This is a genomic window from Agrobacterium tumefaciens (genome assembly GCF_013337285.1).
In the GTDB taxonomy this organism is placed as follows: domain Bacteria; phylum Pseudomonadota; class Alphaproteobacteria; order Rhizobiales; family Rhizobiaceae; genus Agrobacterium; species Agrobacterium burrii.
In genome coordinates this window covers 169,401-189,532 of sequence record NZ_SUPW01000008.1, presented here as the reverse complement: position 1 = coordinate 189,532, position 20,132 = coordinate 169,401, and the positions used below count along the sequence as shown (strand labels likewise).

Here is a 20,132-nt window from a genome sequence, read left to right as displayed (position 1 = left end):
CGTGAGGAACAACATCGCCTTCCCGCTGAAGATGGCCAAGCTCGACAAGGCGATCATCGATAAAAAGGTCGAAGATGCCGCCCGGGTGCTGAACCTCACCGATTATCTCGAACGCCGGCCCTCGCAACTGTCCGGCGGCCAGCGCCAGCGCGTCGCCATCGGCCGCGCCATCGTGCGCGAACCGAAAGCATTTCTGTTCGACGAGCCGCTTTCCAACCTCGATGCGGCCTTGCGCGGCACCATGCGGCTGGAAATCTCCGAGCTGCACAACACGCTGAAGACGACGATGATCTATGTCACCCACGATCAGGTGGAAGCCATGACCATGGCCGACAAGATCGTCGTCTTGAACCGCGGCAATATCGAGCAGGTCGGCTCGCCGATGGAGCTTTACAAAACACCGCGCAACCTCTTCGTCGCCGGCTTCATCGGCTCGCCGCGCATGAACCTGATCACCGGCGACTTCGCCCGCAGCAAGGGTGCCACCACCGCCGGTGTGCGGCCGGAACATCTACTGCTGTCGAAGGAAAGCGGGCTGTGGCAGGGCAAGGTCACCGTCGCCGAACATCTCGGTTCCGATACCTTCCTGCATCTCGACGTCGCCGGCATCGGCCCGATCACTGCCAGAACTGACGGTGAGTTCGAATGCAGGCATGGCGATACCGTGTTCATCACGCCAGACGATGCCAAAATCCACAGGTTCGATGACAAGGGGTTGGCGATATGACCTTGCGCGTCAGTCCTCGCCGACCCTGACGCCATTACGGTCAAAGACATGCAGCCGTTCCCGAGGGAAACCGACCCGCAGGGATTTGCCCGGCTGCAACAGCGCCCGGTCCGACGAAAACAGCTTGAAGGGCAATCCGTGCACGGTCAGATGCAGGATGATGCCGAGGCCGGTCGGCTCGACCAGATCGACCGCCGCTTCGACTCCGCCTTCAGCCGGCGCAACGGTGACATGTTCCGGGCGGATGCCGAGTGTGACCTGCTCGCCATCGGCAAGCTTCACATCGCGGCCGAGTGCCAGACGCGTGCCATCGCCGAGCACGACGAAACTGCCACCATTCTCGTGGTGAAGCCGCCCTTCGAGAAAATTCATGCCCGGCGAACCGATGAAACCGGCCACAAACAGATTGGCGGGGCGGTCGTAAAGATCGAGCGGCGCGCCGATCTGCTGCACATGGCCGGCATTCATCGCGACGATGCGTGAGGCAAGCGTCATCGCCTCGATCTGGTCATGGGTGACATAAACCGAGGTGGCCCCGAGATCGGCATGCATACGCTTGATTTCGGCTCGCATCTGCTCGCGCAACCGGGCATCGAGGTTGGAGAGCGGCTCGTCAAACAGGAACGCCTTTGGCTGGCGCACGATGGCGCGACCCATGGCGACACGCTGGCGCTGGCCACCGGACAGCGCCTTCGGGCGGCGGGCGAGATAGGGGTCGAGGCCGAGCTTGGCGGAAGCACCGGCCACTGCCGCCGCGATGGTTTCTTTCGGACTGCGGCGCAGGCGCAGGCTATAGCTCATATTGTCGGCAACGCTCATATGCGGATAGAGCGCATAGGACTGGAAGACCATGGCGATATCGCGATCCTTCGGCCGGCGATCATTGACGCGTTCACCGTCAATGGACAGGTCGCCGGATGTTATCTCTTCAAGCCCGGCGATCATGCGCAGCAGCGTCGATTTTCCGCAGCCGGAGGGGCCGACGAGGACGATGAACTCGCCATCCCTGATATCAAGATCGACGCCATGCAGCACGGCGAGGTCGCCATAGGTCTTGCCGACATTCTTCAGCTCGATGGAAGCCATGGGATTATCCTTTCACCGCGCCGGCCGTCAGGCCCTGCACGAGATAACGTTGAATGAGCAGGAAGAAGAGGCAGGCCGGAATGAGCGCCAGAACGCCCGCCGCCATCATCTGCCCGAAATCGACGGAAAATTTCGAAACGAAGGTCAGAAGGCCAACCGGGAAGGTGGCGCTCTGGTTGCCGGAAATCAGCATCAGTGCAAACAGAAGCTCGCTCCACGCGGCGGTGAAGACGAAACCAAGCGTGGCGGCAATGCCCGGCAAAGTCAGCGGCAGGATGATCTGGCGAAACGCCGTAAACCGGCTTGCCCCGTCGATCATCGCCGCCTCCTCCAGATCCTTCGGAATGCCGTCGAAGAAGGACTGCATGAGGAAGGTGGCAAAGGGAACGTTGAAGGCGGTGTAGACGATGACGAGACCGGTGAGGCTGTTGGTGAGGCCGAGCGGCGACAGCATCTTGAAGATCGGCGCGACCAGCATGACCAGCGGAAACATCTGGGTGATCAGCATTAACGCCACGATCCAGTATTTGCCCTTGAAGCGGAACCGCGACAGGGCGTAACCGGAAAGCGAGGAGAGTACCGTAACGGCAAGGGCCGTGGAGCCGGCAACGATGACGCTGTTCTTAAAAAACGTCGGGAAGGCACTGTTTTCTATGACATAACGATAATGATCGAGCGTCGCATGCGACGGCCACATCCGCACACCTTCGCTATAGAGCAGGTCGTTCGGCGTGACGGAAACCTTGAGCAGCCAGAACAGCGGGAAGAGCGCAAAGACGATATAGGCAAGGATCGCCAGACGATGGGCAAGGGTGAGAAATATCCTTGATGTCATCGGTCAGTCCTTCTCGATCAGGCGCTGGCGCAGCAGCACGATCAGCATGGAATAGGCAAGAAGCAGGACCAGCAGCACCAGCGCGATGGCCGAGGCATAACCGAAATCGAGACGCCGGAAGGCCTGCGTGAAGATATAGCTGGCGACAATCTGGGTGCGGTCCGCCGGTCCGCCATTGGTCATGACGATGATGAGATCGGCGAAGTTGGCGATCCAGACGGTGCGCAGCAGGATGGTGATGGCGATGGTGGGCGCCAGAAACGGCAGCGTGATCGAGGTGAAACGCTGCAACGGGTTGGCCCCGTCGATCTCCGCCGCCTCGTAAAGATCGCGCGGAATGGCCTGCAATGCCGCAAGCAGGGTGATGGCGAAGAAGGGAATGCCCCACCAGACATTGGCGATGATCGGCCCCCACATGGCAAGCTGCGGATCGGCGAGAATATTGTTGGGTGCGGATAACAGCCCGAGCGAGACCATCCAGTGCGGCAGCGGTCCGATGACCGGATTGAACAGCCAGGCCCAGTTGAGGCCGGCAAGGAATGTCGGCACCGCCCATGGCAGAAATACCAGCGCCTGCGCCAACCCCCTGCCCGCAAAGGGTTTATCGAGCAGCAGCGCCAGAATGAGGCCGAAGAAGAATTGCAGGAAAACCGAGGCTCCGGTCCACCACAGCGTATTTTTCAACGCCCGGTAAAAGGCCGCATCCTGCGACAGCGCCTCCAGATGTTTCAGGCCGACGAAACCACCGGAAAACGGATTGAGCAGCTGCACGTCGCGAAACGCATAGGAGAGGCCAAGCACCAGCGGCACCAGCATGACAGCGACGATGAGCACCAGCACGGGCGCGCTGTAGAGCCAGGGTTCGGCCCAGTCGGCAAACCTTCGCATCGCCGGTTTGCCAGCCGGTTTGCGCGCGGCCACCGGCCCGGCGCCATGGGCATAGGACATTGTATCGCTCCCTGATCGGACGACGGAACGGACGGGTTCTCCAGCCTCTCGGCCCACCGATCCGAAAATTTCAAGAAAAGGCCTGTAGCAGCAAAGGCCGGCAAGACCCGCCGCACGGGCATTTGCGCCCGCACGGCTGGCGCGTGTCGTTACTTCGCGGCGAGGAACTTCTGCTGCGCCTTGGTCATGTAATCAGCCCATTGCTTGGCGAGGTCTTCCGGCGTGATATCGCCGAGCAGCGCTTCCTGCGATGTCTTGATCACAAGCGAATCCTTGAAGAAGGCGAATTCCTCAAGATAAGTCGGCATTTTCGTCGGCACGGCGTTCTTGTCGGCAAGCTCGTCGAACCAGCCCTTGAACTGCTCGCTGGCATAGAAGGGGTCTTTTTCCGCCGACTTGTGCACCGGCAGCGCGCCCGTCTTCTTGTTCCACTCGATATTGCCTTCCGGCCCTTCAAGCGTCTCCACCAATTTCCAGGAGAGATCCTTGTTGGCGGATGCGGACATGATCGACCAGCCTGCAAAGCCGATCGTCGGGAAGGTCTTGCCGTCAGGTCCCTTCGGCATGGTCATGACGCCGAAATCTTCCGGCTTCATGCGCTGGGCAATGGCGATCAGCGCATCCGGGTCCTGATCGAGGAAGGCGCAGGTGCCGGAATAAAAGCCGGCGACGATCTCGTTGAAGCCCCAGTTGACGCTGTCCTTCGGCGCGTAACCGTTCTTGTAGAGATCGATCACATAGGTCAGGCCCTTCACCCAGCCGGGGCTGTCGAAGGTGGAGGTGCCGTCCTTGGTGAAGAACTCGTTCGAACCGGCCATGGATGCGCCGAACATGACCCAGCCGTTAAGCCCACCCGGGCCGCCGCGCAGGCAGTAGCCAGATTTGCCGGGAAGGGCTGCGACCTTCTTGGACGCATCGGCGAATTCCTCGAGCGTCTTCGGCGGTTCCTTCACGCCGGCCTGTTCCAGCAGTTTCTTGTTGTAGAACATGGCGCGCAGGTAGAAGCCGTAGGGCAGCATATAGGCGGTGTTCTTCACATCGCGGCCAAGTTCCAGCGTGCGCTCGCTCAGGCCCTTGGTGTATTCCCACTTGGCAAGATAGGGCTCGAGGCTCTCCAGCATGCCGTTATTGGCATAAAGCGACAGCCAGGTGTCGGGCATTTCCATCACATCAGGCACATCGCCGGCCGAGACCATGGTGGCAAATTTCTGGAAGGCCTCGCTCCACGGCAGGGAGATGATTTCCACCTTGGTGCCGGGATTGGCGGCCTCGAATTTCGAGACGATGCCTTTCAGCGTTTCCGTCCGCTCCGGGCTGGTGATGACCTCGACCAGTTTCAAGGTCGTGTCCGCCAGCGCCGTTCCGGTCATCAGGGCGGTGAAGATTGCTGCTGTTACCAGTTTTTTCATGTCGTTCTCCCCTTTTTTGTCGTCAGTTTAAAAACACGTCAGGCGGCGGAGGCCGCCTTGATCGCGGGTTCGAGATCGTTCCAGAGCGCTTCCGTGCCCTCCAGCCCGACATGCAGGCGCACCGAACGCGCGCTGATGCCGAACGTGTGGGCGGAGTTTGGCTGCGCCTTCTGTTCGAGCACCACTTCTCCGGGAACGATCAGGCTTTCATGCCCGCCCCAGGAAACACCCAGTTTGAAAAGCTTGAGGCGGTCGGCAAAAGCGCGCACATCCACCCCTTCCTTAAAGATGAAGGAAAACAGGCCCGACGTGCCGTTGAGACCCGGCGGCAGGCGGTTCGCCAACCCCGGATGGCAGACCTTCTCCACCACATCCAGCGCCTGCAGGCGGGTTGCGATATCAAGCGCCGAGGCCTGATGCGCCTTCATGCGCAGCGGCAGGGTGCGAAGCCCGCGGATGAGCAGCCAGGCATCAAAAGGCGACATCTTGCCGCCGAGATAGGGATAGGTTTCCGCCCGGATGCGGTCGATCATCGCCTTGGAACCGGCCACCACGCCGGAGACCACGTCGCTGTGGCCGCCGAGATATTTCGATGCCGAATGCACGACGAGATCGACGCCGAGCGAGATCGGCTGCTGGAAGACCGGGCTTGCCCAGGAATTGTCGATGACGGTAACCGCGCCATGACGCTTGCCGATGGCGGCGAGCGCACCGACATCGTGAGCTTCCATCACCCAGCTCGTCGGGCTTTCCATATAAAACAGCTTTGCGCCCGGCATCGCCTTTTCAACCGCCGCCTCGTCGCGGCCATCGACATACACGACCTCGATATTCATGCGCTGCATGAAGGTGCCGAACAGGCGAAACGCATCGGGATAGACATGGCGCACCGCGACGATGCGGTCACCCGGCGAAACGAACGAGAGCACGGTGGAGGAAATGGCCGACATGCCGCTCGCAAAACCCAGCGCATCTTCAGCACCTTCCAGCTTCGCCAGCATTTCCTCGAACAACCGCACGGTGGGGTTCAGCCCGCGGGTATAGACCGGCCGCACCTTTTCGCCGCGATAGGTGGAGACCATTTCATCGTAGCTGGAAAAGGTGAAAAGCGAGGTCTGCACGAGAGGCGGCACCACGGCTTCGAAAGCGTGGGTCTCGTCATGGGCGACGATCAGGGAGGCGGGATCGAAGAGATCGTTGCCATGGTTCATTTCGACATGTCCTTGATATCCTCCTCGACGACGGCGAGGATTTTCAGTGTTTCTTCACGGGCGGTCTCGGCGTCGCCGGCGGCGATGGCGTTGAACAGCGTGCGGTGAAAGGGAAAGGAGCGACCGGCGAAATCCGGGCGGTCGAACGGCTTCGACCAGAAACGTTCGAAACCTTCGCGCATCTGCTCCAGAAGCTGTTTGAACAGCGTATTATGGGTGGCGTCGTAGATCGACAGATGGAAGGCAAGGTCAGCCTTGCCGGAGGTGCCTTCGGCCAGATGCACCCGCTCCATCTCGTCGAGCCGTGCTTCCATCGTGGCGATATCGTCCGCCGTGCGCCGACGCGCAGCCGCCATGGAGGCCTCCACCTCGATGCCGCGCCGCACTTCCAGCGTCATCAACAGCGCATCGCGCAGGCTTTCGGCATCGATGGAAATCGGCATATGCACGGTGGCGGCGGAAATCGGCTTCAAGAGGTAATTGCCGCTGCCCTTGCGGCTGTCGATGACGCCGAGCGCCTGAAATTTACGGATGACTTCGCGGATGGTGGACCGGCCGACACCCAGCGCCGCCATCAACTCGCGCTCGGCCGGCAGCCGCTCCCCGGCCTTCAGCCCCGCCCGCTCGACATAGTCGGAAAGCGCCGCCTCGACCTGGCGCACACGGTCGCTCGGCGGAATCGGCTGCATGAGTTCCCGGCTGGACCTGTCCAAGACGCACCCTCTAAATTGGTCTGACATCTTACCATTTCAAAGAGGCGATTGATTGTCAACGGGCAACGCGAGACGTGCACCGGGAAGATCGCTGCCCATGCTCGTTCGTATTGGAAGTACCGGGGGAAATTTCAGCGGATCGAAAAAAGGCGAAGGTAGTCACCACGCAAAGGCCGAAAGCCTCTCTTTCGTCATGCTCGGGCCTGTCCCGAGGATCCAATCACGTCGCGTGCAGGGAAAGGTTCAGCAAAATGGCAGAGGGTGGCCTTGAGCCACCCTCCTTTGATTCACACTGAACTCACGAAACTTACTGCGTCAGAACCGCCGCCTTGATGGTCTGGATATTGTGGTTGACCATGTCGATATAGGTGGCAGCCGGACCATCGGCGGTGGAAAGCGCGTCGGAATAGAGCGTGCCGCCAACCTTCAGGCCGGTTTCGCTGGCGATCTGGTCGATCAGCCGCTTGTCGGTGATGTTTTCGACGAAGATCGCCGAGGCCTTGTCGTGTTTGACCTGATCCACGAGCTTGGCGACATCGGCGGCAGAGGCTTCTGATTCCGTCGAGATGCCCTCGGGCGCCAGGAAGTCCAGGCCATAAGCGTGCTCGAAATAACCGAAGGCATCATGCGAGGTGATGATGACGCGCTTTTCCGGCGGGATGGCGGCGATCTCGGTCTTCACCTTCTCGTTCAGAGCGGCAAGCTTGGCGATATAGGCATCCGAATTGGCCGTGTATGTGGCGCAACCAGCCTTGTCGACCTCGCAAAATGCGCCGGCAATGTTCCTCACATAGATTTCCGCGTTCTTGATCGACTGCCAGGCATGCGGGTCGAATTCGCCGTGATGGTGGTGACCTTCATGGTCGTGGTCGTGGCCGGCTTCTTCCGCCTTGTGGTCGTGGCCTTCCTCTTCTTCCGCTTCCGGATGGGCATGGCCGGCCGGTTCTTCGGAAAGTTTCAGCGGCTCGACGCCCTTGGTCAGTTCCACGACCGGGGCCTTGGTGCCGCTGGTGTCGATCAGCCGCTTCAGGAAGCCTTCGAATTCCAGGCCATTGACCAGCACCACATTCGCCTTGCTGACGGCAACCGCATCGGCCGGACGCGGTTCATAGACATGCGCGTCGCCATCCGGACCGACGAGCGTGGTAATCTCGACGCGGTCGCCGCCGACATTTTTGGCGAAATCGGCGATGATCGAGAAACTGGCCACGACCTTGAGTTCGGCAGCCGAAGCCTGCGCCATCAGGACCGGGGAAAGGGTAAGAAGGCTTGCGCAGGTGGCAAGACGGAAGGTTCTGAACATGAAGGTTCTCCTTTTTTCGAACGCTGTTTTCAGGCCGTTCTGTGGCGGCCGGAACCGAGAAGATCGCCGAGCAAGCCGCGCGTGCCGACGAGAATGGAGAGCGCGTAGATGACGCCCGCCGAAAGGATGATCGCCGGGCCTGAGGGCAGCGACGCGTGATAGGACAGGATGAGGCCGGCAAAGCAGGACACCATGCCGATGCCGATAGAGATGAAGCACATGGGCGCCACGCGGTTGGACCAGAACCGGCTGGCGGCGGCGGGCAACATCATCAGGCCGACCGAAAGCAGCGTTCCGAGCGCCTGAAAGCCACCAACCAGATTGAGCACGACGATGGCGAGGAAGAGAAAATGCACCGGGCTGCCCCAGTTGCTGACCGAGCGCAGGAACAGGGGATCGAGGCATTCCGCCAGAAGCGCCCGCCAGAAAGTGATCATCACCACCAGCGTCACGATGCAGATGCCGCTGATGAGGCCGAGCGCCTCGTTGTTCAGCGCTAGCACGGTGCCAAACAGCACATGCATGAGATCGACGCTGGAGCCACGCCACGAGACGAGCAGCACGCCGAGCGCCAGTGAAATCAGATAAAGGGCGGCAAGCGAGGCGTCTTCCTTCTGGACGGTGAAACGCGATACCGCGCCCGCACCCAGCGCCACCACTAGGCCGACCACCAGCCCGCCGATCGTCATCGGCAGGATTTCCAGCCCGTAAAACAGAAAGCCGACCGCCGCTCCCGGCAGGATGGCGTGCGACATGGCATCGCCTGTGAGACTCATGCGCCGCAGCATCAGGAACACCCCGACCGGCCCGCAGCTGATGGCAAGGATCAAGGCGCCGGCAAGCGCCCGCTGCATGAAGACATATTGGACGAAGGGTTCGATGAAGAAATCAGCCATGGGCATTCGAATTCGCGTGGGAGTTGGCTTGGGGATGAGTGTGAGAATGTGACGACGTCGCCCGTGGGCCTGCATCGAGCGCATTGGTCACCGGCGCATCGCCCGGCGCACACCACGGTGCATTCTCCTCCCATGCCTCGTGGAAATGCCGCGCCTGCCGCATGTTTTCCGGCTTCAGGACATCGGCTGTCGGGCCGAGACCGACGAGACGCCGCGCGAGGAATATCGTCTGCGGAAAATGCTGTCGCACCAGTTGATGGTCATGCAGGACGGCCAGCACAGTGCGCCCTTCCGCAACCCATGCCTTGATCAGCACCAGAAGATCGGTGACGGTGCGCTCATCAACGGCATTGAAGGGTTCATCCAGCAGGATCAACTGCGCGTCCTGCAACATGGCGCGGGCAAACAGGGCACGCTGCATCTGGCCACCGGAGAGCGAATCTATATTGCGCTTTTCAAAGCCGGAAAGCCCGACCGCTTCCATCACCCGGCCCATCGCCGCTTTGTCCTCAGAACGGTGGCGGCCAAGCAGGCCGCGTCTGGGCCAGAGACCCAGCGCAACGAGATCGCGCACCTGAGCCGGGAACGACCGGTCGAGTTCCGACTGCTGCGGCAGATAGGCGACGGAAATGCCAGAGCTGATCAGGCACTCACCGCCAAGTGGTTTCAAGATGCCGGCGATACCCTTCATCAGCGTCGATTTGCCCGAGCCATTGGCGCCGACAACCGCGGTGAGCGATCCCTTGGTGATATCGCCATCCAGATGATGCACGGCCGCACGGCCGGCATATCCAAGCGTCAGATTTGTAAAGGTGAGGCACGGATCGCTCATCGATCCCTCCTGGGCGGGGTTTCATTCGAGGACCCTTGATATGTAATGTTATTACATTCGTCAAACGAATATGTAATGAAATAACATTAACTATTGGAAAGTCAGAGCGGCACGCTGTTGGGCAGAGACCCCTGCTTCTCCGCGGATGCTTTTTTTCCAAAGCCCGTTGACATGCCACACATATGTAATGTTATTACGTTACATAACTGGAACCGGCACTTCAAAAATCCTCCGTTTCCAGATCGCCTGCCGTGGTCGTCATGACGCCCACGCGACTGTTGCCACAGAACGAGGTCCCCATGAAAAAACTCCCCGTCACCGTCCTCTCCGGCTTTTTAGGCGCTGGCAAAACCACCCTTCTCAACCACATCCTCGCCAATCGTGATGGCCTGCGGGTGGCGTTGATCGTCAACGATATGAGCGAAATCAATATCGATGCGGCGCTGGTGCGGGATGGCGGCGCCAATCTCTCGCGCACCGAGGAACAGCTGGTGGAAATGACCAATGGCTGCATCTGTTGCACGCTGCGCGACGACCTCTTGACCGAGGTCCGCGCGCTCGCCGAGCAGGGTCGCTTCGATTATCTGCTGATTGAATCCACCGGCATCGCCGAGCCGCTTCCCGTGGCCGCCACGTTCGATTTCCGTGACGAGAACGGCCGCAGCCTGTCTGATGTCGCGCAGCTGGATACGATGGTGACGGTGGTGGATGCCGCCAATCTTCTCAATGATTACGGTTCATCCGATTTTCTGGCCGACCGGGGCGAAACGGCGGGTGATGGCGACAACCGCACCATCGTCGACCTTCTGGTCGAGCAGATCGAATTTGCCGATGTGGTCGTCCTCAACAAGATCGGCACTGCGACGCCACAGGAGCGGGATGCGGCCCGCAAGATCATCGTCGGGCTGAACCCGGATGCGAAACTCATCGAGGTGGATTTCGGCAGGGTGGAACTGAAAGAAGTGCTCGGCACCGGTCGCTTCGATTTCGCCAGGGCCGAAGAACATCCCCTGTGGTTCAAGGAACTGCACGGCTTTAAGGACCACATTCCCGAAACCGAGGAATATGGCATTCGTTCTTTCGTTTACCGCGCCAAAAAACCCTTCGACCCCGTGCTGTTCCAGCGCTTTATCGATCGTGCCTGGCCGGGGGTGGTGCGCGCCAAGGGCTTCTTCTGGCTGGCGACACGGCCGCGTTATGTCGGCGAGATCAGCCAGGCGGGCGCATTGGTGCGCACCGGCAAGATGGGTCTCTGGTGGTCCGCCGTACCGAAAGAGCAATGGCCGCGTGAAAAGCAGTTTCTCGACATGATGAAGCCCTATCTCGATCCGGTCTTCGGCGACAGGCGGCAGGAAATCGTCTTCATCGGTTCCGATCCGATGAGTGAGGCCCGCATCCGCGCCCAGCTCGACGCCTGCCTGATCGACACCGAAGCCTTCACGCCCGACGCATGGCGGCACCTGCCGGACCCCTTCGTCAATTGGGACAGACAGGCCGCCTGACCGGGACTGGACGGCACAACAGGCAAACTCAAATTAAAAAAGACCCGCACAAATGCAGGCCTTTTTTTGTTTTAGCGGGGTTCTTATCCCTGCGATGCCTCAACCTGTGGCACCACACCGCGGCGCGACGCCATGAGCGAGGCGCCGAGAAGCGCTGCAATCGCCACGAAGACGAAGACCATCGTTGCCCCCTGCAGATCGATCAGCAGGCCGCCCAGAACCGCGCCGCTGGAAATGGCGATCTGGAAGGTGGTGAGCAGCAGCGCACCGGCGCTTTCCGCCTCATCCGAAGCCACGCGGGTGATGAAGCTCTGCACGCTGACCGGAAGCGCGCCGAAGGCAAAACCCCAGGAAGCGATGGCCACGCCCGCAACGACGGGAGATGCGCCGGCAATCACCAGAATGGAGGCCGAAGCGGCAATCAGCGTGGCGGCGAAGGTCACCGCCCATGCGGTATTCTTCTCGGCAAGGAAACCGCCGAAGAGATTACCAAAGAAGCCACCGATGCCATAAACCAGAAGAACGAGGGAAATCGCTTCAACGCCGAGCTGCGGCACGTCTTCCAGAAACGGGCGAACATAGGTGAAGCCGGCGAAGTGACCCGCAACGATAAACAGCGTCGTCAGAAGGCCGATCCGGACCTGCGGCCGCTGCAACAGCCGGAACATGGTGGAAAGACCGGGTGCGCCGGCAGGCGGCAGAGACGGGATGGTCAGCAGCTGCACGACAAGTGCGATGACACCGAGCACACCTGCAACCACGAAGGCCGCGCGCCAGCCGAGCGTCGCGCCGATCCATGCGCCCACCGGTGCGGCACAGACGGTGGCGACCGAAACCCCTGTCAGGATGATGGCCATGGCACGCGGCATCTTGTCGAGCGGCACGAGCCGGAGCGCCAGCGCCGCCGACATGGCCCAGAAACCGCCAAGGCCGATGCCGAGCAGAACGCGCGATGCAAACAGCATGAAAAGCCCATTGGCAAAGGCGGCAAGCGTGCTGGAAATGATCAGCAGCAGGGTCAGCCCCAGAAGCGTCCAGCGGCGGTCGATGCTGCGTGTGCCGATGACGACGCCGGGGCCGGCAACCGCCGCAACCAGCGCGGTGACGGTGATGGATTGCCCGGCAATGCCGGAGCTGATGGCAAGATCTTCCGAGAGCGGCGTCAGAAGGCTGACCGGCAGAAATTCCGCCGTCACCAGCCCGAAGACGCCGAGCGAAAGCGAAACCACGGCGGCCCACTTTGCATCCGGCTCTTTTCGGCGCGGCACATATTCGAGTTCGTTTATGGTCCGGTTATTCATGAAAATCTCCTGATGCGCATTGCCAGAATACGCCCTGAAATGGAACGGCGACGGCGACGAAACCGCTGGGAGGCCGGTTCAGCACCCGCAAATCAATCATCGTAACCTATGCGTGACAGCCCGGCGTTTCCATGCTAGAAAATCCGTATTCCTTAACCAATCGTCCGAATTTGCGAGATGTCATGAATGATGCCCTGACGGAAATGCTGCGAGGTCTGAGGCTTGACGGCGTGGAATATGGCCGCTGCCGCATGGCAACACCCTGGGCGACCGCCTTTCCCGAACAGGAAGCGGCGCGGTTTCATTTCATCGGCGTCGGCCAGGCGAAACTGCGCAAGCCTTCCGGCGAATGGCTGATGCTTAAATGCGGCGATGCCGTGCTTCTGCCGCGCGGGCACGCCCATGTGCTTGCCAGCGGCGAGAATGTGACGCCCTCACCCTTTGACCGTTTCGGCAAAAAGGAAGTCTGTCAGGGTATTTTCGACATACAATGCGCCAGCGCCGGCGGCGATACCGTGGCCTTTACCGCCTCCATGCGTTTCAACATGGATAATCTGCACCCGCTGTTGCAGCTGATGCCGGATGTGATGCTGACCAGCGATCTGGCCAAAAGCGATCCCGCCATTCCGCACCTGCTGGAAGCCATGGCGCGCGAAGTGGAGCTGAACCGCGTCGGCGCGGGCGGCATTCTGGCAAGGCTTGCCGACGTGCTGACCGCGACCCTGATCCGCACCTGGGTGGAATATGGCTGCGGCGATTCCAGCGGCTGGCTGGCCGCCGTGCGCAATCCCGAACTCGGGCGGGTGCTGGCCGCCATCCACCTCAGCCCCGAAAAAGACTGGAGCGTGGAAGAGCTTGCCTCCTTGATGGGCGCATCCCGCTCCAGTTTCGCGGAACGTTTCACCCGCGTGGTGGGTGAAAGCCCGGCACGTTATGTGGTGCGCGTGCGCATGCATCAGGCACGTCTGTGGCTGCGCGAAGGCATGCGCGTGACGCTGGCGGCGGAAAAGCTCGGTTACGATTCCGAAGCCTCCTTCAGCCGCGCCTTCAAACGGGTGCTCGGCGCGCCACCCAGCCAGTTCCGCCGGAAGGACACGGCCGGGCTGGAGGATGCGGCTTAAAAGCTTCAAACAAAACGGGTAAAGATACTGTGTGAGAACATATCCGCCTGAAGCGGAAGGGCATCGTCCGGGGAGCATCCACCATGAGCATGGCCGACGACGCCCGTTTCTGGAACCGGGCAGCACGGAAATATGCGAAAGGCAGGATTTCAGACGAGGCTGGATATGAGCGCACGCTGGAGCGGACCCGCGCCCTGCTGAAACCCGACGACAACATACTGGAACTGGGCTGCGGCACCGGAACGACGGCGATCCGGCTGGCGGGTAGTGTCAAAGACTATCTTGCGACGGATATTTCCGCCGACATGATCGCAATCGCCGAGGAGAGAAAACAAGCCGCCGGCTCTCTCCACAACCTCATCTTCAGCGCAACGACTGCGGAAGCGCTTGTGCCCGGCGACATGCAGTTCAACGCGGTACTGGGTTTCAACTATCTTCATCTGGTCCGCGACCTGCCCGGCACCCTGCGGCACATTCATGCCCTGCTTGCCCCGCACGGCCTGTTCATTACCAAGACCCCCTGTGTCGGCGATATGAACCCGCTTATCCGCCTTGTCCTGCCGGCGATGCGGGCAATCGGCAAGGCGCCCTATGCCGGCGTGTTTAACGCGGCCGCGCTTGGCCGGCATATGAATGCTGGTGGTTTCGACATTCTGGCCACGGAAATCCACGCAACAAAGGGCAATGATAACCGCCCTTACATCGTGGCGCGCAAGAGGTGAGCTGAGCCGCCTTCTCAGTGAAAATTGCGGGAAATGACCTTTATCCGCTCGACCGCATCGTCATCATGGTCGGCGGGTGGCGGGCGTTTCCTGATGACGCGATGATCATCCGGCGGCATGCCGTGATGAAATTCGTCACCACGCCCATGCGGCAGAGGAAAGGCGTGGTTGCGCTCGCCCACGCTTGCCAGGGCCTGCGACAGATCGGTCAGCCGGTGGGCGACAAGATGCACCACCTCACCTTCCCGCTGGATCTTGCCGTAAATGCCGACCATGCCGGCGGATAACACCACACGGCGGTATTTTTCGAAGGTTTTGACCCACAGCACCGCATTGACGATGCCCGTCTCGTCCTCCAGCGTCATGAAGATCACGCCCTTTGCCGAACCGGGGCGCTGGCGCACCAGCACCAGACCGGCCGTTTCCAGCCATGTGCCATCCCGAACGCGCACCGCCTCCGCACAGGTGACGATGCGGCGGCGGGAAAGATCATGGCGCAGGAAGGTCATGGGATGTTCGCGCAGCGTCAGCCCAACATGGCCGTAATCCTGCACCACCTCACCACCATCAGTCATGGGCCTGAGCTCAACGGAGGGTTCCTGAAGCTCTTCGATAACGGCATTTTCCCTGATGGCAGCGGCGGCGAAAAGCGGCAGCGGCTCATCCCGCAGGGCCTTGATGGCCCAGAGCGCCTCGCGCCTGGCAAGCGAAAGCGACGGCAGAAAGGCATCGGCCTCCGCCAGACAGACAAGGGCGGCGGCCGGAACACCCGCCCTTCGCCACAGATCGTCAACGGAGGCAAAAGGCCGATCCTGCCGCCCGGCGACGATTTTTGCAGCATGGTCATTGGAAAGCCCCTTCACCATGCGCAGGCCAAGCCGCACGGCATAGCGCTCCTCACCCTTGCCATTCTTCTTGCCCGTAGGCTCCAGCGTGCAATCGAAACGGCTGTTATTAACGCAGACCGGACGCACCTCGACACCATGATCACGCGCATCGCGCACGATCTGCGCCGGGGCGTAAAAACCCATGGGTTGCGAGTTGAGAATGGCCGTACAGAAAATATCGGGATGATGGCATTTGAGCCATGAGGAGGCGTAAGCAATCAGCGCGAAGGAGGCGGCATGGCTTTCGGGAAAACCATAACTGCCAAACCCTTCCAGCTGCTTGAAGATGCGTTCGGCGAATTCCTGCTCATAACCGCGCACGACCATGCCATCGATCAGATCCTGCCTGAATTTGGAGATGGTGCCGACATTCTTGAAGGTGGCCATGGCGCGGCGCAGCTGATCCGCCTTACCGGGTGAAAACCCGGCGCATTCGATGGCGACGCGCATGGCTTGCTCCTGAAACAATGGCACACCGAGTGTTTTGCCCAGTACATTTCTAAGTTCCGGCTTCGGATAATCCTCTTTTTCCTTTCCATCGCGGCGGCGCAGATAGGGGTGCACCATATCGCCCTGAATGGGACCGGGGCGAACAATGGCGACCTGAATGACGAGGTCATAGAACTTTGCCGGTTTCAGGCGTGGCAGCATCGACATCTGCGCCCGGCTTTCGATCTGGAAGGTGCCAAGCGTATCGGCCTTCTGGATCATTTTGAAGGTTGCGGGATCATCATCCGGCATGGAAGTGAGATCGTATTTCTCCCCATACCGCTCCTCCAGCATGTTGAAGCCGCGCTTCATGCAGGAGAGCATGCCAAGCGCCAGGCAATCCATTTTCATGAACTTCACGACATCGATATCGTCCTTGTCCCATTCGATGATCTGGCGATCATCCATGGCGGCGGGTTCGATTGGCACCAGCTCATCCAGCCGGTCATGGGTCAGAACAAAGCCGCCCGGATGCTGGCTGTGATGGCGCGGTGTGCCGACAAGCTGGTTGGCCAGTTCGAAGGCAAGCTTCAGACGGCGATCCTCCATATTGAGGTTCAGTTCCTTCACCTGCTTTTCACCCACTCCCTCGCTCCAGCGCCAGACCTGCGACGAAAGGAGTTTCGTCAAATCTTCCGGCAGACCCAGAACCTTGCCGACATCGCGCAACGCCCCACGCCCGCGATAACGGGTGACGACCGAACACAGTGCGGCCTTGTCGCGACCATAGGTATCATAAACCCACTGAATGACTTCCTCTCGCCGCTGGTGCTCAAAATCTACGTCGATATCAGGCGGTTCGCGCCGTTCTTCCGAAACGAAACGTTCGAACAGGAGGTCAACCTTGAGGGGATCAATGGCGGTGATGCCAAGCACGTAGCAGACCACCGAATTGGCCGCCGAGCCGCGCCCCTGGCAGAGAATATCCAATGAGCGCGCATGGCGAACAATGGCATTCACCGTCAGGAAATAGGGTGCATATTCCAGCCTTCCGATCAGGCCAAGTTCGTGGTGCAGCGCCTTTTCCACCTTTTCCGGCGCGCCATGCGGATAACGATCCGACACAGCATCCCAGACCAGCTTTTCAAGCGCCTGCTGCGCCGTCAGCCCCGGCAGGGTGCGCTCCTCTGGATATTGATAGACCAGTTCCTTCAGCGAAAATTTACAGCGTTTCGCAATTTCAAGGCTGCGGGAAAGCGCTTCGGGATAACGGGCAAATAGCCGATGCATCTCTTCTGGCGGCTTCATATAGCGGTCGGCATGGCGCTCGCGGCGAAAACCCGCCTCGTCGATGGTGCAATTGTGCCGGATACAGGTGACGACATCCTGCAGCATGCGCCGCTCCGGCACATGAAACAGCACGTCATTGGTCACCACGGTCGGCACACCAGCCGCTTCGGCCATAGCTGACAGTTCGAAAAGCCGCATCTGGTCGTTGGGACGTCTTCGGAGGCTCAGCGCCATATAGGCCCTGTCGGCAAAAGCAGCTTTGAGACGTCGCAGCCGCAGTGCGCAAAGATCATCGGCGAGGTCAGTGAGCAACACGACGATCAGGCCTTCGCCATAGGCAACGAGATCATCCCAAGCCAGCCGGCATTTGCCCTTGCCGCCCCTTTTCTTGCCGACGGAAAGCAGCCGGCAAAGCCGCCCGTAAGCCGGGCGATCCATGGGATAGGCGAGCACGGAAAGATCATCGTCCAGATCCAGCCGGCAACCGATGATGAGACGGATGCCATGATTATTGGCGGCTTCGTAAGCCCGGGGAATGCCCGCAAGACTGTTGCGGTCCACGATACCAAGCGCCTCGATGCCGAGGCTTTTGGCCTGTTCGAAAAGCTCTTCGCAGGAGCTTGCCCCGCGCAGGAAGGAAAAATGCGTCGTCACCTGCAGCTCGGCATAACGGGGCGTATTCATGCGAAGACCCCGTGAATGAACCAGCCCTGCGAGCCCGTTTCGGCATGTTCGCCATCACCGGAGCGGAAAATCCAGAAGCGCTCGCCGCCTTCGTTTTCCACCATGAAATAATCACGCACGGCGGCCTTTTCCCGGTCGCGTTTCCACCATTCGCCAAACACCCGTTCCGGCCCGTCGGCGCGCCGCACATTGTGGCGCACGCCTTTCCAGAGGAAATAACGCGGCGGATGGTCGGGCAGCAGCGCCAAAGTCTCGATGGGTTCCGGCCTTGCAAAAAGCCTGACCGGACGCGGCCAGTGGCCGGGCCAGCCGAGCGTATCATCAGGCGCCAGCGCCGCAACTGAAGTAAGGGAGCGTTCCGGCACGTCACTTGCCACCGCCACATAACGATAGACCCGGTGGCCGCGATTGAGGATGACATCGACCGTATCGGCGATGTCCGCACGGCCTTCCTCCAGAAGCGAGGAACGGGCCTGCGCGGCGACAAGCGGCTCGGCATGGGTGGCGGTCAGCACCATCATCTCGATGCCGAAGCCGGGATCGATGGTGTCGATACGGTCGGTCAAAAGCCGGACAAGCTGTTTGACATCGCGTACCGGTCTGGACGTACCCGCCCGTATGGCCTGCAGGCCGCTATCCACCCGGTGCAGCACCAGATCGACCCGGCGCGCGCCGAGGCCGCGCTTTTCCAGCGCGACGCAAAGTTCGGCAACCAGCTTTTGGCTATAACGGGCAATCGTTTCCGCCGCTGCGATGGGTTCGGGAAAGGCGCGCCGCACCTCCACCAGTTCAGCCACGCGCACCGGTTCGATGGGTTCGCCGATCTCGCCGAAAGCCTGGGAAAGACGGCGGACGAGTTCGGGGCCGAAACGCAGGGTCAGCGGCGCGCGCGGGGCTTCGGCAAGCTCACCAATGCTGCGGAAGCCGAGCACCTTCAGCCCGGAAACGATACGCTCCTCCAGCCTGAGCGCAGCAAGCGGCAAAGCGCTGATCGCCGCCCGCTGCCCGCCCGGCGGCACGATGTTGATCTCCTCACGGCCAAAACGCGCCAGCGCATGGGCCGCACCCCAGCTACCGGCAATGGCGGCGCGGGCAGAGAAACCGGCGGCATGCAGGCGGTTGACCATGCCGCTCAACATCAGCGTCTCATTGCCATGCAGATGGTCCGCGCCTGATGTGTCCAGCACCAGCCCGTCCGGCGGGTCGGCAGCGACGATCGGGGCATAGATGCGCAGGAAATGAAAGGCCAGCTGTTGCAGGGCGCGGGCATCATCAGCCGCATCCAGATCTTCAACGAGAAGACCCGGCACCAGCGCCTGCGCCTTGCTGACCGGCGTGCCGGGGCGGATGCCCGCCGCCTTTGCCGCCTTGTCGAGCGCCAGTACCAGCCGGCGGCTGCCCTGGCGGCCGATCATGACCAGCGGCTTTTCAACCGGCGGCGCGTTCTTGCCCGAAAGACGCCGGAAACGATCCGTCGACCATGTCGGCAGGTAGAGCGAGACGACCCTTTGCATCACAGGCTTCCACTTCAAATTCGGCACTTTCGCCGCCGCGACATCGCAAAAGTTCGAGAAACCAGCGCGGCCTGCCCACTCCCGGCACCGGCAGGGGTGATGAAGGCCGCACGGAGATGCGCCAGCGGGTCACCGCCGCCGTCGGCTCGCCGAACAGCGCCGCATCGGCTTGACGCCGGAAGCGGCGGATGGCGATGCCGGTAACGCCTGAGGTTTCCGCCGCCAGCTGCAGCCGCCGCGAGGCGGTCATCGGCAGTTTCGCCAATTCACCCATCACCGCGCCGAAGCCGTTGCAGCGCAAGCCCTCCTCAAAACAGTCGAGCACGCCTTTCTCATCGCGGCATTCAACGATGATAAGCCGGTTCTGCGACAGGCCGGCCTGTGTCAGACCCGGCATGAACAGATCCCGTCGGGTGACACACCATAAAACCTTGCCGGAAAGCCGTGCCGCCACACCGGCAGCAAACAGCGCTGCCGCCGCACCATCGGCAGCGCCATTGCCGCCGCCGCTCAGCTCATGCAGGCAACCGAGCTTCAGCCCGCCTCCCGGCAGGTGATGGTCGATGGCATCCACGCCGAAAGGCAAGGTCTCGTGCAGCCGTTCAGGGCCGTTACCGATCCTTTCCAGCCTTTCACGCAGCTCTTCGACAACGAGCAACTGGTCCGCGCGCTTTTGCATGGCATGACGGTTTTCAATTCCGGATTTTCAATCTTACTGTTCT

General features: G+C 60.9%; 17 protein-coding genes. 4 read left to right on the top strand and 13 right to left on the bottom strand.

Features of this window, described 5'->3' with window-relative positions; translation table 11 throughout:
* Positions 1-727: ABC transporter ATP-binding protein (locus FCH38_RS19930; RefSeq protein WP_174374875.1), on the top strand; the 727-nt coding region annotated here is incomplete at its 5' end.
* A gap of 9 nt (positions 728-736) precedes the next feature.
* Here the strand turns inward: FCH38_RS19930 and FCH38_RS19925 are convergent.
* From FCH38_RS19925 to aztA, 9 genes are all read right to left on the bottom strand, one after another.
* Positions 737-1,813 carry an ABC transporter ATP-binding protein gene (locus FCH38_RS19925; protein WP_174374874.1) on the bottom strand — a complete coding sequence of 359 codons (1,077 nt, stop codon included), beginning with the start codon at positions 1,811-1,813 and terminating at the stop codon, positions 737-739.
* A 4-nt stretch (positions 1,814-1,817) separates the two neighbouring features.
* Positions 1,818-2,648: a carbohydrate ABC transporter permease gene (locus FCH38_RS19920; RefSeq protein WP_003510396.1), complete on the bottom strand. Its 831-nt coding sequence runs from the start codon at positions 2,646-2,648 to the stop codon at positions 1,818-1,820.
* A gap of 3 nt (positions 2,649-2,651) precedes the next feature.
* Positions 2,652-3,596, bottom strand: coding sequence for a carbohydrate ABC transporter permease (locus tag FCH38_RS19915; protein WP_003525091.1), 945 nt, complete (start codon positions 3,594-3,596; stop codon positions 2,652-2,654).
* A 149-nt stretch (positions 3,597-3,745) separates the two neighbouring features.
* Entirely contained in the window at positions 3,746-5,005 is a 1,260-nt protein-coding gene (locus tag FCH38_RS19910) for an ABC transporter substrate-binding protein (RefSeq protein ID WP_174374873.1), read from the bottom strand.
* Positions 5,006-5,043: 38 nt separating this feature from the next.
* Positions 5,044-6,216: a PLP-dependent transferase gene (locus FCH38_RS19905; protein WP_174374872.1), complete on the bottom strand. Its 1,173-nt coding sequence runs from the start codon at positions 6,214-6,216 to the stop codon at positions 5,044-5,046.
* Positions 6,213-6,905 carry a FadR/GntR family transcriptional regulator gene (locus tag FCH38_RS19900; RefSeq protein WP_046800886.1) on the bottom strand — a complete coding sequence of 231 codons (693 nt, stop codon included), beginning with the start codon at positions 6,903-6,905 and terminating at the stop codon, positions 6,213-6,215. Before FCH38_RS19900 ends, FCH38_RS19905 begins: the two co-directional genes overlap by 4 nt.
* Positions 6,906-7,236: 331 nt before the next feature.
* Positions 7,237-8,232, bottom strand: a complete 996-nt coding sequence (aztC, locus tag FCH38_RS19895; RefSeq protein WP_174374871.1) for a zinc ABC transporter substrate-binding protein AztC — start codon at positions 8,230-8,232, stop codon at positions 7,237-7,239.
* A gap of 29 nt (positions 8,233-8,261) precedes the next feature.
* Entirely contained in the window at positions 8,262-9,128 is an 867-nt protein-coding gene (gene aztB, locus FCH38_RS19890; RefSeq protein WP_174021514.1) for a zinc ABC transporter permease AztB, read from the bottom strand.
* The gene (gene aztA, locus FCH38_RS19885; RefSeq protein ID WP_174374870.1) at positions 9,121-9,960 is read right to left on the bottom strand and encodes a zinc ABC transporter ATP-binding protein AztA; all 840 of its coding nucleotides are present in this window, start codon (positions 9,958-9,960) and stop codon (positions 9,121-9,123) included. The genes aztB and aztA overlap by 8 nt, the downstream gene beginning before the upstream one ends.
* Positions 9,961-10,259: 299 nt before the next feature.
* Between aztA and zigA the strand changes: the two genes are divergently transcribed.
* Positions 10,260-11,462: a zinc metallochaperone GTPase ZigA gene (zigA, locus tag FCH38_RS19880; protein WP_174374869.1), complete on the top strand. Its 1,203-nt coding sequence runs from the start codon at positions 10,260-10,262 to the stop codon at positions 11,460-11,462.
* Between the two features lie 83 nt (positions 11,463-11,545).
* Here zigA and FCH38_RS19875 read toward each other — a convergent pair whose 3' ends face one another.
* Positions 11,546-12,763: an MFS transporter gene (locus FCH38_RS19875; protein WP_174374868.1), complete on the bottom strand. Its 1,218-nt coding sequence runs from the start codon at positions 12,761-12,763 to the stop codon at positions 11,546-11,548.
* 182 nt (positions 12,764-12,945) lie between these two features.
* Between FCH38_RS19875 and FCH38_RS19870 the strand changes: the two genes are divergently transcribed.
* Together FCH38_RS19870 and FCH38_RS19865 are read left to right on the top strand one after the other, a co-directional pair.
* Positions 12,946-13,884 carry an AraC family transcriptional regulator gene (locus tag FCH38_RS19870; protein ID WP_149899045.1) on the top strand — a complete coding sequence of 313 codons (939 nt, stop codon included), beginning with the start codon at positions 12,946-12,948 and terminating at the stop codon, positions 13,882-13,884.
* An 83-nt stretch (positions 13,885-13,967) separates the two neighbouring features.
* Positions 13,968-14,606, top strand: a complete 639-nt coding sequence (locus FCH38_RS19865) for a class I SAM-dependent methyltransferase (RefSeq protein ID WP_174374867.1) — start codon at positions 13,968-13,970, stop codon at positions 14,604-14,606.
* Between the two features lie 14 nt (positions 14,607-14,620).
* On the opposite strand, the gene FCH38_RS19860 is transcribed toward FCH38_RS19865, so the two are convergent.
* Genes FCH38_RS19860 through FCH38_RS19850 form a run of 3 tightly spaced genes read right to left on the bottom strand, consistent with a single transcriptional unit; the run spans position 14,621 to position 20,089 of the window.
* Entirely contained in the window at positions 14,621-17,896 is a 3,276-nt protein-coding gene (locus FCH38_RS19860; protein ID WP_174374866.1) for an error-prone DNA polymerase, read from the bottom strand.
* Complete coding sequence (locus FCH38_RS19855) at positions 17,893-19,410, bottom strand: Y-family DNA polymerase (protein ID WP_174374865.1); 1,518 nt, start codon at positions 19,408-19,410, stop codon at positions 17,893-17,895. The genes FCH38_RS19860 and FCH38_RS19855 overlap by 4 nt, the downstream gene beginning before the upstream one ends.
* The gene (locus FCH38_RS19850; RefSeq protein ID WP_174374864.1) at positions 19,325-20,089 is read right to left on the bottom strand and encodes an ImuA family protein; all 765 of its coding nucleotides are present in this window, start codon (positions 20,087-20,089) and stop codon (positions 19,325-19,327) included. Before FCH38_RS19850 ends, FCH38_RS19855 begins: the two co-directional genes overlap by 86 nt.
* Between the last annotated feature and the right edge of the window lie 43 nt (positions 20,090-20,132).

Excerpts from the sequence above, each read along its gene's own strand:
- FCH38_RS19925 (WP_174374874.1), bottom strand. The coding sequence starts at position 1,813 with ATGGCTTCCATCGAGCTGAAGAATGTCGGCAAGACCTATGGCGACCTC.
- FCH38_RS19920 (WP_003510396.1), bottom strand. The coding sequence starts at position 2,648 with ATGACATCAAGGATATTTCTCACCCTTGCCCATCGTCTGGCGATCCTT.
- FCH38_RS19915 (WP_003525091.1), bottom strand. The coding sequence starts at position 3,596 with ATGTCCTATGCCCATGGCGCCGGGCCGGTGGCCGCGCGCAAACCGGCT.
- FCH38_RS19910 (WP_174374873.1), bottom strand. The coding sequence starts at position 5,005 with ATGAAAAAACTGGTAACAGCAGCAATCTTCACCGCCCTGATGACCGGA.
- FCH38_RS19905 (WP_174374872.1), bottom strand. The coding sequence starts at position 6,216 with ATGAACCATGGCAACGATCTCTTCGATCCCGCCTCCCTGATCGTCGCC.
- FCH38_RS19900 (WP_046800886.1), bottom strand. The coding sequence starts at position 6,905 with ATGCAGCCGATTCCGCCGAGCGACCGTGTGCGCCAGGTCGAGGCGGCG.
- aztC (WP_174374871.1), bottom strand. The coding sequence starts at position 8,232 with ATGTTCAGAACCTTCCGTCTTGCCACCTGCGCAAGCCTTCTTACCCTT.
- aztB (WP_174021514.1), bottom strand. The coding sequence starts at position 9,128 with ATGGCTGATTTCTTCATCGAACCCTTCGTCCAATATGTCTTCATGCAG.
- aztA (WP_174374870.1), bottom strand. The coding sequence starts at position 9,960 with ATGAGCGATCCGTGCCTCACCTTTACAAATCTGACGCTTGGATATGCC.
- zigA (WP_174374869.1), top strand. The coding sequence starts at position 10,260 with ATGAAAAAACTCCCCGTCACCGTCCTCTCCGGCTTTTTAGGCGCTGGC.
- FCH38_RS19875 (WP_174374868.1), bottom strand. The coding sequence starts at position 12,763 with ATGAATAACCGGACCATAAACGAACTCGAATATGTGCCGCGCCGAAAA.
- FCH38_RS19870 (WP_149899045.1), top strand. The coding sequence starts at position 12,946 with ATGAATGATGCCCTGACGGAAATGCTGCGAGGTCTGAGGCTTGACGGC.
- FCH38_RS19865 (WP_174374867.1), top strand. The coding sequence starts at position 13,968 with ATGAGCATGGCCGACGACGCCCGTTTCTGGAACCGGGCAGCACGGAAA.
- FCH38_RS19860 (WP_174374866.1), bottom strand. The coding sequence starts at position 17,896 with ATGAATACGCCCCGTTATGCCGAGCTGCAGGTGACGACGCATTTTTCC.
- FCH38_RS19855 (WP_174374865.1), bottom strand. The coding sequence starts at position 19,410 with ATGCAAAGGGTCGTCTCGCTCTACCTGCCGACATGGTCGACGGATCGT.
- FCH38_RS19850 (WP_174374864.1), bottom strand. The coding sequence starts at position 20,089 with ATGCAAAAGCGCGCGGACCAGTTGCTCGTTGTCGAAGAGCTGCGTGAA.